This is a genomic window from Snodgrassella sp. W8158 (assembly GCF_016100435.1).
Taxonomy (GTDB): Bacteria; Pseudomonadota; Gammaproteobacteria; order Burkholderiales; family Neisseriaceae; genus Snodgrassella; species Snodgrassella alvi.
This window is the reverse complement of record NZ_JACFSM010000002.1, coordinates 440,628-457,360: the sequence shown is the minus strand read 5'-3', so window position 1 is coordinate 457,360 and position 16,733 is coordinate 440,628. Positions and strand designations below refer to the sequence as shown.

General features: G+C 43.1%; 9 protein-coding genes. All 9 read right to left on the bottom strand.

The features are described 5' to 3' along the window. Positions 1-9: 9 nt before the first annotated feature. The 9 genes from narJ to H3V11_RS11865 all read right to left on the bottom strand — a co-directional run bounded on the left by narJ (position 10) and on the right by H3V11_RS11865 (position 16,720). Positions 10-645, bottom strand: a complete 636-nt coding sequence (gene narJ, locus H3V11_RS06545) for a nitrate reductase molybdenum cofactor assembly chaperone (protein WP_078474594.1) — start codon at positions 643-645, stop codon at positions 10-12. Positions 646-654: 9 nt separating this feature from the next. Then, on the bottom strand, positions 655-2,208 hold the full coding sequence (gene narH, locus H3V11_RS06540; RefSeq protein WP_037488730.1) for a nitrate reductase subunit beta: 1,554 nt from the start codon (positions 2,206-2,208) through the stop codon (positions 655-657). A 13-nt stretch (positions 2,209-2,221) separates the two neighbouring features. Then, positions 2,222-5,917, bottom strand: a complete 3,696-nt coding sequence (locus H3V11_RS06535; RefSeq protein ID WP_025330497.1) for a nitrate reductase subunit alpha — start codon at positions 5,915-5,917, stop codon at positions 2,222-2,224. A 98-nt stretch (positions 5,918-6,015) separates the two neighbouring features. After that, positions 6,016-7,386 carry a NarK family nitrate/nitrite MFS transporter gene (locus H3V11_RS06530; protein ID WP_078474597.1) on the bottom strand — a complete coding sequence of 457 codons (1,371 nt, stop codon included), beginning with the start codon at positions 7,384-7,386 and terminating at the stop codon, positions 6,016-6,018. A gap of 12 nt (positions 7,387-7,398) precedes the next feature. Next, positions 7,399-8,622 carry a nitrate/nitrite transporter gene (locus tag H3V11_RS06525; protein WP_110414136.1) on the bottom strand — a complete coding sequence of 408 codons (1,224 nt, stop codon included), beginning with the start codon at positions 8,620-8,622 and terminating at the stop codon, positions 7,399-7,401. A 189-nt stretch (positions 8,623-8,811) separates the two neighbouring features. Next, a complete protein-coding gene (locus H3V11_RS06520; RefSeq protein WP_174830023.1) occupies positions 8,812-9,465 on the bottom strand; it encodes a response regulator transcription factor in 654 nt (217 codons plus the stop codon). Between the two features lie 17 nt (positions 9,466-9,482). After that, a complete protein-coding gene (locus H3V11_RS06515; protein ID WP_198206605.1) occupies positions 9,483-11,414 on the bottom strand; it encodes a histidine kinase in 1,932 nt (643 codons plus the stop codon). Between the two features lie 496 nt (positions 11,415-11,910). Then, positions 11,911-12,288, bottom strand: a complete 378-nt coding sequence (locus H3V11_RS06510; protein WP_198223923.1) for a DUF805 domain-containing protein — start codon at positions 12,286-12,288, stop codon at positions 11,911-11,913. A 763-nt stretch (positions 12,289-13,051) separates the two neighbouring features. Then, the gene (locus tag H3V11_RS11865) at positions 13,052-16,720 is read right to left on the bottom strand and encodes a DNA translocase FtsK (protein ID WP_232335779.1); all 3,669 of its coding nucleotides are present in this window, start codon (positions 16,718-16,720) and stop codon (positions 13,052-13,054) included. Between the last annotated feature and the right edge of the window lie 13 nt (positions 16,721-16,733).

Sequence of the window (16,733 nt, the reverse complement as noted above, 5' to 3'; positions counted from 1 at the left end):
GTCTCCCGGCTAATTGAATTTTTTATTGCGGAAAAATTGCACTTCCTGCACAGACGGCTGATTTAATAACGGTTCGAGCCCTTCTGCTGTTGGTCCGAATTTTTCCAGAGCTTCATCCATATTGCGTACTGGTGCAGCCTGCAATGGCTGCGGTTTAACTGGAGATAAAGCGACAACTGCATCCATAACCGGTGCATACACTGATTTACTCTGATGCAGGTTGTCAGCTATATAGCCAATCACATGTACTGCATCAGCAAGTAAATTTTTGGCTTCATCTTCGGCAACATGAGACAAAAATTCTAAAAATAAAGGCAGATAATCCGGCAATTCATTATCAGCCGGTTCAAAGCCGTGTTTCTGATACTCTGCCAGTAAGTCGACCATCGCCTGACCACGGATGCGATCTTCTCCATGCAGATGTTCAAACATGTGTAAAGCATGTTTGCGACTGCGATCAAAAGTAGCTACATATACTTCCTGAAGATCGATTTCATCATGCGTACGTAAATGTTCAAAAAATGGCTGTAATACCGAAATCTGATTAGCAGATAACTGATCGGCCAGAATTGAATGCAATTCATCCGTATGGTCTAACCATTCCTGCCTTGGATAGCTTAGTAAAATGGATAAAATTTTATACATTTGTCTGTCCTATGAGGCCGACTGACGATTATTTTTCTTACGCAGTCCATGAAAAATAATCGGTGAAGCTTTACGTGTACCAAACAGGCTTTCTTTGCTGTGACCGTTATGGCAGCCATCTCCAAAAGAAAATCCGCAACTGGCTTTTTCCTCAAAAGTATTGCTGACCAGTTCTTTATGTGCACTTGGAATGACAAATCTGTCTTCATAATTGGCAATTGCCATTACCTGATACATTTCTTCAATTTGCGCAGCACTCAAACGATGTCCGGACAATTCCTGTAATGCCTGCTCTTCAGAATAAATATTTTTGCTGCGCATGTATTTACGCATATCAATCATGGTTTGCAGCGCGTTAATAATTGGCTCGGTTTTACCGGCAGTCAATAGATTGGCCAGATACTCAATCGGAATTCGCATATCTTTTATTTCCGGAATCAGGCCATTCTGACCAATAACACCGGATTCAACCGCAGACTGAATTGGTGATAACGGCGGAATATACCAAACCATCGGTAAAGTACGATATTCTGGATGCAACGGAAATGCCACTTTCCATTCAACCGCCATTTTATAAACCGGCGAATTCTGAGCCGCCTGTATCCAGTCTGCCGGAATTCCCTGAGCCAGTGCTTCTTTGGCAATTTCAGGATCATTCGGGTCAAGAAAAATATCCAGTTGCTGTTCGTATAAATCCTGAGGATTTTCTATCGCAGCACTCTCACTGATCCGGTCTGCATCATAGAGGAGTACACCGAGATAACGTATTCTGCCAACACAGGTTTCTGAACAAATTGTCGGTTGACCGCCTTCAATGCGCGGATAACAGAAAATACATTTTTCCGCTTTGCCTGCCACCCAGTTGTAGTAAATCTTTTTATAAGGGCAGCCAGAAACACACATACGCCAGCCACGGCATTTATCCTGATCAATCAGGACAATCCCATCTTCTTCACGCTTGTATATAGAGCCGGACGGACAACTGGCCACACAGGCTGGATTCAGGCAATGCTCACACAGACGCGGCAAATACATCATAAATGTATTTTCAAAAGCAGCGTAGATATCTTTCTGAATGCCATCAAAAAGTTTATCTTTAGAACGCTTGGCAAATTCACCGCCTAAATCATCTTCCCAGTTCGGTCCCCAGTGAATTTTATCCATTTTCTGCCCGGTTAATACCGAAACAGGCCGTGCTGTAGGCGGTGTTTGCATCAGTGGTGCATTTTGCAGATGCTCATAATCATAGGTAAACGGTTCATAATACTGGTCAATAGCCGGCATATTAGGGTTGGCAAAGATATTGGCCAGTACTTTGAGACGATTACCCTGCTTCAGTTTCAGCTTGCCTGAATTTTCACGTACCCAGCCACCTTTATACTGTTCCTGATCCTCCCAGTTTTTCGGATAGCCGATACCGGGTTTTGTTTCTACATTATTAAACCAGGCATATTCAACCCCGTCACGACTGGTCCATACATTTTTACAGGTAACAGAACAGGTATGACAGCCAATACACTTGTCCAGATTTAACACCATTCCGATTTGTGCACGAATTTTCATGATTGTGTCCTTTTTATTCTGTCACCGGTGTTTTGGCCGGTTGATCCAGCCATTCCACTCTGTTCATTTTGCGTACTACGACAAGCTCATCACGGTTGGTACCTACCGTACCGTAATAATTAAAGCCCCATGATAATTGAGCATAACCACCAATCATATGCGTTGGCTTCATAACTACTTTAGTGACTGAGTTATGAATACCTCCGCGTTTACCGGACAGCTCTGAACCGGGCACATTGACAATTTTTTCCTGTGCGTGATACATCAGAATCATGGTTTCAGGTACTCGCTGACTTACCACTACCCGTGCAGTCAGCGTACCATTCACATTGAATACTTCCACCCAGTCGTTATCTTCGAGACCGGCACGTTTAGCATCAATTTCAGAAACCCACACATGCGGACCACCGCGTGATAAGGTCAGCATTCGTAAATTATCTGAATAAGTACTGTGAATACCCCATTTCTGATGTGGTGTGATGAAATTCAGTACGATTTCAGGGTTGCCGTTGCTTTGATGGCCTTTCACGTTCAGCGTGGTTTTCAGGTCTACAGCCGGACGATAGGAAACCAGTCCCTCACCAAACAGCCGCATCCATTGATGATCCTGATAAAACTGCTGCCGGCCGGTTAAGGTGCGCCATGGAATCAGTTCGTGCACATTGGTATAACCAGCGTTATAGCTGACTTTTTCACTTTCCAGACCAGACCATGTGGGTGATGAAATAATCTTGCGCGGCTGTGCCTGCACATCGCGGAAACGGATAGCATCGTCTTCACGGGCAATGGCCAGATGAGTATGGTCGATACCTGTATTTTTTGATAAAGCTTCCCATGCCTTAACTGCCACATGGCCATTGGTCTCCGGAGCCAGTGTCAGAATCATTTCCGCAGCATCAATAGCTGTGTGCAGTTTCGGCTGGCCTGTGGCCACACCTTCGGATTGGGTGTTGTTAAGTTTGCGCAGTAAATCTACTTCTGCACCAGTCTGCCAGCTAATACCTTTACCACCATTACCGATTTTTTCCAGCAACGGTCCTACTGAAGTGAATTTGTCATAAATAGCACCATAATCACGTTCAACCACGGTCATTTTCGGCATGGTTTTGCCCGGTACCGGTTCACATTCACCCAGTTTCCAGTCTTTCGGGTCAAACGGCTGTGCCAGCTCTTCTGGACTGTCGTGCATCAATGGTGTTAATACCAGATCCTTACGTACACCCAGATAATCTTTGGCAGTTTCGGAAAATGCTTTCGCCAGACCACGATAAATATCCCAGTCAGTTTTACTTTCCCAAAGCGGTTTTACTGCCTCACTAAGCGGATGGATAAACGGATGCATATCCGAAGTGTTCAGATCATCTTTTTCATACCAGGTGGCTGTAGGCAGCACAATATCTGCATACAGACAGGTAGTGGACATACGAAAATCCAGTACGGTAAGTAAATCCAGCTTACCCTCAGCTGCCGGACGCACTTGTACATCAATCGGCTTAATAGCATCAGTTTCATCACTCATCAGTGCATTTTGTGTGCCAAGCAGATACTTGAGGAAATACTCATGCCCTTTACCGGATGAACCAAGAATATTGGAACGCCAGACAAACAGATTACGCGGGAAATTCTGCGGATTATCCGGATCAGTACAAGCCATATCCAGTGCGCCCGATTTCATCTGCTCAACAGCAAATGCAATCGGATCTTTACCTTGTGCTTCTGCATCACGGGTCACATCAAGCGGATTACGTCCCAGCTGCGGAGCAGAAGGCAGCCAGCCCATTCGTTCAGCTTTAACGTTGAAATCCAGCTGACTCATATCAGCCATCTGACCGGCATGAGTGGGCGCAATAACTTCCGACATCTTCAGTTTTTCATGCCGCCACTGGCTGGTGTGTGCATAGAAGAAAGAAGTACCATTCATCTGACGTGAAGGCCGGTTCCAGTCAGCAGCAAAAGCCAGAGGCGCCCAGCCGGTTTGCGGGCGTAATTTTTCCTGACCGACATAATGACACCAGCCGCCGCCGCTCTGACCGATACAGCCGCACATCATCAGCATATTGATAATGCCACGATACGCCATGTCCATGTGATACCAGTGATTCAGACCGGCACCCACAATTACCATACTGCGACCATGTGTTTCATGCGCGTTTTGGGCAAATTCGCGTGCCACCTGAATCACCAGCTCCGGCTTCACGCCGGTATGTTTCTGCTGCCACAATGGTGTATAAGGCACATCAGCCAGATAATCATCGGTAACGCCATCACCACCAAAACCACGGTCAATACCATAATTGGCACACATCAAATCAAATACTGTTGTTACCAGTATTTTTTCGCCATCTGCATTAATTATCTGCTTAACCGGAATATTTTTCACAATGACTTCTGCTGCATCATCCCCGCCGAAGTAATCAAAAGACACACCCATGATGGCATCATGATTATCTTTAAGTGATATCAGCGCTTTGATTTCTGTACTGTCAGATTTTTGTGCCAGCAGATTCCATTTACCCTGCTCACCCCAGCGAAAACCTATCGATCCTTTCGGTGCAACAATATCACCGGTATTTTCGTCGATAACCAGTGTTTTCCATTCAGGATGATTGCTTTCATCCAGCCCGCCTGCTATCTGGCTTGCACGCAGGAAGTAGCCCGGCAGCAGTTTACCGTTTTCCTGATTAATCACCACCAGATTAGGCATATCTGTCAGACGACGACAATAATCAATAAAATATTCTGACGGATTCTGCAGATGAAATTCTTTCAGAATCACATGCCCCATTGCCATTGCCAGTGCAGCATCTGTCCCCTGTTTTGGTGCCATCCAGATATCACTGAATTTCACCATTTCACCATAATCAGATGAAACTGCTACTGTTTTTGTACCTTTATAACGCACTTCAGTATAGAAATGCGCATCCGGAGTACGTGTCATGGGTACATTTGAGCCCCATACCATCAGATAGTTGGCGTTATACCAGTCGGCAGATTCTGCAACATCGGTTTGTTCACCCCATGTTTGCGGGCTGGAAGGCGGTAAATCGCAATACCAGTCGTAAAATGACAGCGGTACACCGCCAATCAGACTCAGATAACGCGAACCGGCAGCATAGCTCACCATCGACATTGCCGGAATCGGAGAAAAGCCAATTACACGATCCGGGCCAAATTCTTTAATTGTGAATGCATTGGCAGCAGCAATAATTTCATAAGCTTCTTGCCAGTCCAGACGGACAAAACCGCCCTGACCACGCTCAGATTTATATTTTTTCGCCAATTCCGGATTCTGAGTAATACTCTGCCAGGCCTCAATTGCATTCAGAGTCTGGCGTTTTTCACGCCACATACGCAGCAGAGAAGCGCGAATCATCGGATATTTCACCCGCTGTGCAGAGTAAACATACCAGCTATATGATGCACCACGCGGACAGCCCCGCGGTTCATGATTGGGTAAATCGGCACGTGTACGCGGGTAATCTGTCTGTTGCATTTCCCATGTAATCAAACCGTTTTTAACAAAAACGCGCCAACTACAGGAACCGGTACAATTTACTCCGTGAGTTGAACGTACAATTTTGTCATGCTGCCAGCGCTGGCGGTAAGCATCTTCCCATTCTCTGCTCTCAGCCACCACTGCCCCATGTCCGGCAGAAAATGTTTCTTTGGTTTTACGTAAAAAATTCAGTCTGTCTAAAAAATGGCTCATGAATTTGTGCTCCATAGAGGCAAAAGCCTCAAACAGTTTCTTATTGATTTATATTTTTTCTGCACCATTATCTATGACAATGGTGCGATCACTTCAAATTAACAACTCGTAACTGATTGTTTGCGAACATAAAACCAGTAATTAACTATCAGACAGCTTACATAGAAAACAATAAAGCCCCATAAAGCCACTGATGCGCTGCCTGTCGCCTCAATCGAAGAACCAAAACTTTTCGGAATCAGAAAACCACCATAAGCACCGATTGCGCCCATAAAGCCTAATACCGTAGCTGATTCTTTAGTGGCATGAGCTTCTGAGGTTTTAACATCGCCCTGATGCAGATGACGATGAAACTGAGAGAAAATCCGCGGCACCTGCGCATAAGTTGAACCGTTACCAATACCGCTAAAGGCAAACAGCAACATAAAACTACAGAAAAAACCAACAAAACTGCCTTCATTGCCGCCTATAGGCTGAAATACCAGAACGCCAATAACCCCGACAATCATCATGGCATAGCTGATTTCAGTAAGTTTTGCCGCAGACATCTTGTCAGACAACCAGCCACCCACGACACGCAGTACTGCACCAACAAACGGACCTAAAAAGGCAAATTTAACTGCATCCAGATGCGGGAAAGAATGGCTGATTAATAACGGGAAAGCAGCCGAAAAACCGATAAACGAACCAAACGTGCCCACATAAAGCCAGCATAAAATCCAGTTGTGCAACCGCTTGAAAATGACAAACTGTTCCTTTAGTGAGGAATGCATGCTGCCAATATCATTCATCCCAAACCATGCAGCCAGCGTACTGAGCACAATAAATGGTACCCAGATAAAACCCGCATTCTGCAACCAAACCTGTGCAGAACCCTGTGGCGTAGAAATTGTCTGAGACTCACCGCCCATTGCACCAAACAGGCAGCTAGTAATCGCCAGTGGCACAGCAATCTGTACTGCGGATACGCCCAGATTGCCCAAACCGGCATTAATCCCCATCGCCTGACCTTTTTCCGATTTCGGGAAAAACAGACTGATATTGGACATAGATGAACTGAAATTTGCTCCGCCAAAACCACATAAAAGTGCCAGAATGAACATCGTTGTATAAGAAGTATTCGGATTCTGTACAGCAAAGCCCAAACCCAGTGCAGGAATCAGCAAACTGGCTGTAGAAATTGTCGTCCATTTGCGGCCCCCGAAAATCGGAATCACAAATGAATAGAAAATTCGTAAAGTTGCACCTGATAATGCCGGCAAGGCCGCCAGCCAGAACAGTTCATTGCTGCTGAACTTAAATCCAACCAGTGGCAGTTTTACTACCGTCACACTCCATACCTGCCAGATGGCAAACGCCAGTAACAATGCAGGAACGGAAATCCATAAATTTCTGCGTGCTATTGCACGACCACCTGACTGCCAGAATTGTTGATCTTCCGGCCTCCAATCTTTTAAAACTTTACCCATATCAAACTCACTTTATTGGTGCTTAGGGTTTTTCAGAGAAAAATGCATCCAGATTAAACTGATACATACCGTGCCAAACATCAGCATGAAGGAGGTAGAACGTACACCTGTCCAGTCTACTAACCGACCAAACATAATCGGCAACAGAAAACCGCCCAGTCCCCCGGCCAGACCCACTACACCAGAAACAGTACCCATATCATCCGGAAACTCATCAGAAATAAACTTGAATACCGAAGCTTTACCGATTGCCATAGCCACACCGACCACAAACAGCAGCACAGTAAATATCGTTGCATTTAAACCAATATGCATATCCAGATGACCATTCACTGTACGAATAGACATTTGTGTTTGCGGATAAGACAACAGAAAGAATGCAATTGCGCAAATCCACATTACAGCCCAAGTAACTTTATAGGCACCGTATTTATCAGACAGCCAGCCACCGAACGCACGCAGTACACCCCCCGGCAGAGAGAAGCATGCAGCCAGCAACCCGGCCTGTGCTAAGCCGAAGTTATATTCGTTAACATAGTAATTCACCATCCACAGCGAAATACCCACATAGCCACCAAACACTACCGAATACAGCTGACTGTATTTCAGCACTTGCGGATTTTTCATTAATAACAACTGAGCTTTCAGACTTGGCTGTTTAGCAGAAGCTGCTTTAGGCTCCGGATAACTGAAAAACCAGAACAGCACTGTAATAACCAGCAAAATTACGGCATATACGCGGGGTACAGCCTGCCAGCCATATGCTGCAATCAATGCAGGTGCCAGAAACTTATTTACGGCAGAACCAGCATTACCGGCTCCAAAAATACCCATTGCCAAACCTTGACGTTCCTTACGAAACCATTTGGCCACATAAGGAGTACCAACAGAAAATGAGCCGCCTACTAATCCCAGCCACAGCGCAATCCAGAGAAACTGACTGTATGTGTGTGCATATTCAAGCAGCCAAACTGCCGGAACACATGACAGCATCAGCAGAAAAAATACAATACGGCCGCCAAAACGGTCAGTCCAGATACCTAAAGGCACCCGGATAAGTGATCCGGACAGTACAGGCATCGCTACCAGCAAACCAAATTCAGCTTCACTAAGTTGTAATTGTTTTTTGATAGGTATTCCCAAAACAGCAAATATCATCCAGATCATAAAACAGACAATAAATGCAATCGTGCTGGAAGTAAGCACTGTTACCGATTTTCTAACACCAGAATCCATTCTGTACCCCCATTAATAATTCTCTTTAGTGTACGTAATCACCTTTTCATATCCAATTAGTCATCCGAAGCAAAATCATTAATCAGAAAGCACAACGCCAAATAAGCAAAAAGGCCTATTGACAAACTCAATAGGCCTTTATCAAATTCTGATATTCAGTAGCTATTATCCGATACTCAACTCATTTGTTTATTTATCCAGACCATGCTCAATGGCATAGACAGCAGCCTGCACCCTGCTGGCTACATTTAATTTGCGTAAAATATTCTGAACATGCACTTTTATAGTGCTTTCAGTCACATCCAGATTACGCGCAATCACCTTATTACTATTCCCACGTGCCAGCCAGCGCAAAATTTCCCGTTCGCGCGGTGTCAGTGGTTCAGTAATTTTCTCGTCAGCCTGCTCCTGCCTGCGCAACCTTGTTACCAGCTTACTTGTCATTTCAGGCGATAACACACTATCACCGCTAATCGCTTTTTCAATACTATCCAGCAAAAATTCCGTATCAATATTTTTTAACAGATATCCGCGGGCGCCTAGCCGCATACATTCGAGTAAATCGCTACCATCTTCAGATACTGTCAGCATCAGCACCACCTGCTGCGGATTATGATTTATCATCTGCGGTAGTGCTTCAAGTCCTCTCATTACCGGCATATCCAGATCAAGGAGTACAGCATCCGGCTGGAGCTGTTGCTGCATTTTTACCCCTTCAAGCCCGTCTGTGGCTTCACCGACCACCTCAAAACGCTCACAACTATCAATCAGTGCACGCAAACCACGCCGAAACAAAGTGTGATCATCGACAATCAGAATCCGGTACTTATTTTTATTAAGCATTATTAAATTCCCAAAAATTATTCCTGCGCATGAATATACTGACGCGGCACCATCAACTCTACACATACCCCGTTATTTTCACGTGCAAATATTTTTAATTCTCCATTAATTTTGCCGGCTCGTTCTTTCATGATATGTACCCCCACATGCCCGTGCAGCCCCTTCTGAATGAGCGTATCCTCGGCAAAACCTATTCCGTTATCTTCAATACAGAGATTCAGGCGATCAGCCAGATATACCAGCTTCACCCGCACAGCATCAGCATGCGCATGTTTACGTACATTTGATAATGCTTCCTGCACAATGAACACTACCTGCAATTGTACATCCGACTCTACCTCATACACATCGCCTTCTACCGACCAGTCTGCAACAATATCTGTTTGTTGTTCAAATCTTTTCATCACCTCCTGCAACGAACTGATTAGCCCTTCTGAAACCAGACGTACCCGGAAATTTGACAATAATTCGCGTACATCATCATAGCATTGCTGAATACCCTCATGAATAAAATCCAGAGTCTGTTTAGCCTGCTCTTGTTTCTGCTCTGCAAGAGATTTTTCCAGTACCTGTATCTGCATATTCATAAATGAAAGCGACTGCGCGATACTATCATGCAATCCTTGTGCCATCAGGTTACGCTCTTCCAGTATCGCCATCTGCTTATCCAGTTCATTCAGGCGCATACTTTCAATCGCTATCCCGAACTGGCTGCAAACAGTTGAAATCAGACGTTGATTTTCTTCACTCAGTGCAAATGGCTTCAGTGCAAACAAATGCAGCATACCGATTTCATCATCTACTGATTTCACTGCAAATGTCAGACAAAACGGCAGAACCTGCTGCATCTGACAGCAATGATTATTTTCCTCATGAATGACCAGCGATTGATTATTGTAATTAACCACAGACTGATGCAACCGCACACAGCGCCCGCCATCACAGCGATAATCACGGAACATATCTACCTGCTCCTCTGTCAGCCCGTCCGAACCGGCTACTTCAAGCATCTGTGAATGGCGATTTTTTAACTGCACCACACAGGCATCCGCACCACTGAATGCCTTCATTTTATGCATAAATATTTGTACCAGCACCGTCAGATCATGCTGTTCCTGAAACAATGAGGTCATAGCATATAATACCGCTAGCTCACGATTACGCTTAACCACTGCCTGCGTTTGCTCAGCGACCCGGTTTTCCAGCGTGTCATATACTTCATACAATTTGGCGGCCATCAGATTAAAACCCTGTGCTACCTGCCCGAACTCATTGGCCGTACCCACTTTCAGGCGTGTATCAAAATAACCCTTACCAATCTGACTGATGCCCTGATTCAGACGTAATAGCGGCGAAATGACCAAATGATGCAGTAACAGCAAAGACACAATCGCAGATAGTACAGCCATCATTAATACTAGCGCCTGTAGCCAGCGCAACAGCCTAATATTGTGCGTATTATCTTGCTCAATAAGCAAAACCAGCCGGTCAATTACCGCAGTGAATTCTCTGGCCTGAGCAAGGAAAGCTTCTCCGCTTAGTCTGCCCTGTAAATAAGCTTCACGGTCAGCAAGAAAATCCTGCAACTGCTCCTCAATTTCCTGAACTTGAGTTAATAACTGTTTATGGCGCTGGCCGTTCATAACCCCGGTATCATGCAATTCGTATAAATGACCAAGTATTTCCTTAAATTGACGCTTTTCATCCGCAAACTGCTGCTCTGCACCCGGTGTTTTCGTGACCAGTACCATATAAAACACCCGCTTGCGCAGACTGCCGGCTTCATTGATTGCCATTCCCAGCTCTTCCAGCCGCCATGAGGTATTCAACGACAACCCTACCAGACTGGTAGCCAGAAACAGCCACACAGCAATCAGCACAACCAGGACTTTTGATAATTTCTGTCCGCGTAAAAACGACCGATCAAACTTTTGCCACAGATTTTTCATAACACCCCAATCAGAAAACTGGCAGCACTATAACGCAAAAGTCAAAATATATCTTTGATATTTATTTAAACTTTGATAAGAGTAAATTTATACATTGTTTAATTTTGGATTTTATTAAGTATTGCATCTCCGAATTTGATATTGAGCAAACAGACTGGTCTGCTTATGGAACCGCCATATTTTATTGTTCTGAAAGTATTAACATTATTGATATTGGCTGATAAAAGTATTCAGCAATGGAAAATATTTGATTCAGTGTTAATGAGCCAACGCAGAATATGAAGAATGCTCAATGAGTGCTGTAGATATCCAGTATCAAAAAATTATTTAAATCAATAAATAATATATTTTTGACAATAACAATTAAGATATTTATCCAGCAGCTTAATTTCAAGTGAAATAAGCTGCTGGTAAAAAGAAAAAATAAGACTAAGCTATCAAACGGGCAATTTAAGTAATACTGAGCTATTACTGCAAACCAAATTACCAAAAAGCACTAGAATAATCTTTGCTCAAAACGGTTTGGCCTACCTGGCAACAACATCAGTATAATAAACCAAATTTGCCCGATAACCGGTACAAGAGTAATCAGAATCCACCATGCAGAACGGTTTGTATCATGCAGCCGTCTGAACTGAAGTGACAAAGTCGCTATCCACACAGCAAAGCAGACTACCAGAAAGACAAAATCAATCGTCCAGTCGCCCCATGTATAGATATCATTAATCGGATGTCCGAGCATTTTTTCAACTGCATACGTCAAAATTATTCCAAGAACATAGTTAATCACAATCGGCCACCAATAATCAGCACGATTAGAAGTCCCTGAAAAATTCAGAATGTTATGCCAGAACCGTTTGTAAGATTCAATCATAAATTCATCTCCAGATAATTAATATATTTACATTTATATAAATTTTAAAATTAGGATTTATATTTCAAACATTGCCAAATTATCTTAAGACTTATCTATAAACGATTCAAACAACTTAACTTTAAAAACAATTACTTACAATATTTATTTATTGATAAAAATTGATATATATATTTTTTTATAATTTATCAATTATGAGAATTTATATACTTTAATTAATATATTTGTATATTTATTTGCGTTTTTATACGTACAAATCAAAATTAATTATTTGTTTGACATTATTTAAGCATAGACCGCATTTCAGCGTAGCAGACAATTCTTAATAAATATGACATTTTATTAAAAAAAGCTGTAAAATGTATAAATTAAACAACATTATTACAATCAATTCATTTTGATCATACAAATAAATACAAAGAATTAACTCAAATACTTAATTTGTTTAATATTCAGACTGAAAAATTTAGTTTAAATCTTCTATTTATCGTTTTTTTTATAAATATCTATATATCAGTAATTGAAAAAATTCAATACTATAAATTGATATTAAACATACCGTACTACCGAATATTATTTTATTGAATTTTTCATCAGATGCTGAATACTGATATCAACTATTATGCAGCAATACTGTTTTTTTAAAATCATCACTTTAATAAAATACTAGTACATACTAAAAGGTACATTTCATATTGATATAAAAAAACGCATATACAAATATGCGTTTAAGAAATCTATTCAATAAACTTATTTGAAAAGACTATCCATCCAGATGGCTATTTTGCGGAGCCAGTACAGTGCGATTGCCATTACCTTCAGCAGCAGACACGATACCTTCTGCTTCCATCTGCTCAACCAAGCGCGCAGCACGGTTATAACCGATGCGCAATTGTCTTTGTACAGAAGAAATACTTGCCTTACGAGTTTTAATTACCAGCGCCACTGCTTCATCATACAGAGGATCAAGCTCATCATCGCTACTGCGTGACGATGCATTGCTGAACATATCATCATCACTGACCCCGGCAGTTAAAATATCATCAATATATTGGGGCTCACCAAACTGTTTCAGATAATGTACTACCCGATGCACTTCTTCGTCGGCGACAAAGGCCCCATGCACACGCTCCGGATAAGCGGTACCCGGTGGTAAAAACAGCATATCCCCCTGTCCGAGCAAGTTTTCAGCGCCCATCTGATCAAGAATGGTACGACTGTCTACTTTACTGGATACCTGAAAAGCAATACGGGTTGGAATATTGGCTTTTATCAGGCCGGTAATAACATCTACACTGGGACGCTGGGTAGCCAGTATCAAATGAATACCGGCAGCACGGGCTTTTTGCGCCAGACGCGCAATAAGTTCTTCAATTTTTTTGCCGGCTGTCATCATCAAATCGGCAAATTCATCAACAATCACAACAATAAAAGGCAGTTTTTCCAGTGGTTCAGGATTATCCGGCGTAAGTGAGAACGGATTAAACAGTTTTTGATTGCGTGCACCCAGCTCAGCAATTTTCTGATTGAATCCGGCCAGATTACGCACACCTGCATGACTCATCAGCCGGTAGCGTTTTTCCATCTCGTTTATGCACCAGGTCAGCGCATTGGCAGCCAGCTTCATATCCGTAACCACAGGCGCCAGCAGATGAGGGATACCTTCATATATGCTCAATTCAAGCATTTTCGGATCAATCATAATCAGGCGTACATCTTCAGGTGTGGCTTTAAACAGCAAAGACAGTATCATGGCATTAACACCTACCGACTTACCAGAACCTGTTGTTCCGGCTACCAAAAGATGTGGTGCTTTAGCCAAATCCGTTACCACAGGCTGACCGGTAATACCCTGACCAAGAGCGAGTGTCAGTTTAGAACGGGATTGCTGAAATACCGAAGCTGAAAAGATCTCACTAAGACGGATAATCTGTCGTTTGGGGTTAGGTAATTCCAGCCCCATACAGGTTTTGCCCGGAATCGTTTCGACTACCCGGATAGAAGCAAAGCCCAGACTGCGTGCTAAATCTTTTTCCAGATTAACTACCTGACTTCCGCGAACGCCCTGTGCCGGTTCAATTTCATAACGAGTAATGACCGGGCCGGCAAATGCATCGATGACACGAACTTTGACTTTAAATTCAGCCAGTTTTTCTTCGATGGTGATACCATTTTCCAGCAAGGTTTCTTCACTTTGTTGTGCCGCGGGATCATAATATGGTGGTAATAATAAATCCATCCCCGGCAGCATAGGTTTTAACTGTGGTTTATGCACCGGTGTGACGGCCGCTGTCTTATGCAAAGCTTTTTGCAGTGCCATACCGATAGCAGTTTGCGATGGCTGAGCACTATAGTTTTTTTGTTCTGTGGGTAGTGACTGCCGGTTATTTCGGATAACTACTCCGGCGCTTTCGACAACCGGTACTGATTCAGTTTGTTGTTCATCTTTTTCAATGACTTCGACATGATTAACAACTTCCGAACTGCCTTGCGGTTGAGTTTCAACCTTTGGCAAAAATGCAGATATATCTGTATTAGCTTCTTCTTCGTTGTAATGTTCATGCAAAGGAAAATAATCTGGCGTTTCTGTCTGCTCTTCAATTTCAGCGAAAAACGGATCTTCTGTAGCCAATACCGGAGTTTCCGCCACAGCAACATCTCCATCACTATCATCAGATAGATAGGAAGCGTTTCCAATACTAAAATCAGAATTCTCATAATAAGAATTTTCTGAATTATTATTGACAGTTACTGCCTGCTTTACTGTTGGCATATCCTGAGAATAATGAAACTGACTTCTTCTCGGGCGCAGATTCTCAGTGAAATTTTCATTCTGCTGTACTGGCTGCCGATTAAAAGAATCGCTATAGTCAGTATTACTGCTGGTGTAATTTTCTGCTACAGGAGCATTTCCAGTCGCAACTGTAGTAATAGATGCTGGTGGCATGGAATGAAAGGGTGTAAATCTGGTTGACAGTGGTGCCTGTGCACTGCCGGCGGCATCTGTAAAACCTTTGTCTGCAGACATATCAGCTACTGGTGCTGTCATTTTTACTGTATGGCTTTTACCGATACGTGCAGCTGCCGGAATAACACTTTCTCTGACTACCGGTCGCTGAAATTTCTGTTTGTTCACCGGTGAATCGGTTTTGGCCAGATTCGCATATATTTCATCTTCAGCTATTACTGGTATGCTATAACCAGAATTAAACTGCTGGGCATTTTCGTGATGGCGCTGTCTTGCCAGTCGCTGACGCAGCAGATTCAAACGAATATCTTCTTCGTTAATAATTTGCACACCATTATGTTCTCTCCCGAGTCTATGCTCATGAACTGACTGCTCAGGAATAGTAGTTACAGAATGCGGCAAGTGCGAAGGAGCACCAACAGAATTACCCAGTTTGTGATGGGTAGCCTGTTGTAAATCATCCAAATCAAAATTTTTTAATGCCCGGGCTTTTAACAAAGCAGCCTGTTCGGCTTTTGTACGCGAACGAACTTTATTTAATATCGGATCATCGACAGTAATTTCTTTCGCATTGCGATTGCGCTGCTGATTCTGACTGTTTAAAGGTTTGTACTGCCATTTAAGCTGAATAACTTCAAGAGCAGGCGCCTGTTCACTAACCGTATCAGTAAGCGGATGAGTTGCCACTTTACGGGTAGCTTCTGCCAGAGTAATTACTTCCAGATTTTTATCCGGAGGGAACACCACAGCGGTTTCAGCATGCTCATCACTGGTAATCAGTATGTTTTGATCTGTCTGATCATCATTATCGATATCAGTCTCTTCGTCTGTATCCGGCAAAATATTTTCTTCGGCCACAGCTTCAGCATGAATATCATTACCATCGGCAGCATCTTCTTTTAAAGATTTAAACAATTTAACCGGAAACAAAGGGTTATCCTTTATTACCGGCAATTCATTATCAGTTTCGACTGTGTCTTGTAAACTATCTTCATTTTCACTGACTGTTTTATCCGTTTCACTTTTTACCGGTATAGGGGCGGATTCAATAACTGTAATCTGAGGAGTAACCGGTTCAGATTCCGATTTTTCAGTCTGTTGTTCTGGCTGACAGCTCTCACCAGTACTATTAGCCGGTACAGCCGGGTGAATTTCTTCATGATTATTTACAGTATCTATTGCTTCAGATTCAGTCTCTTGCAGTTCTGATTCTGACGGTTGTTCTTGTTGCGCTGAACTTTGAACTGTCTGATTGCGCTGTACAAGCTTTTGCGCCAGATAAGAAATACGGCTTTTCAAAGAGGGTCTGGCAACCTTCAATACCGGAAACTGACCTGCCTGAAACCGGTTTTCATAGCGAGTCAGATAGGTCAATTCCAGTTGCCATTTGCGTTCCTGAATATTACGCCACCAGAATAAAGCGCCTATAGCAATAATTAACAGTATTAATACAATCCACCACATACGTGTTCACGCT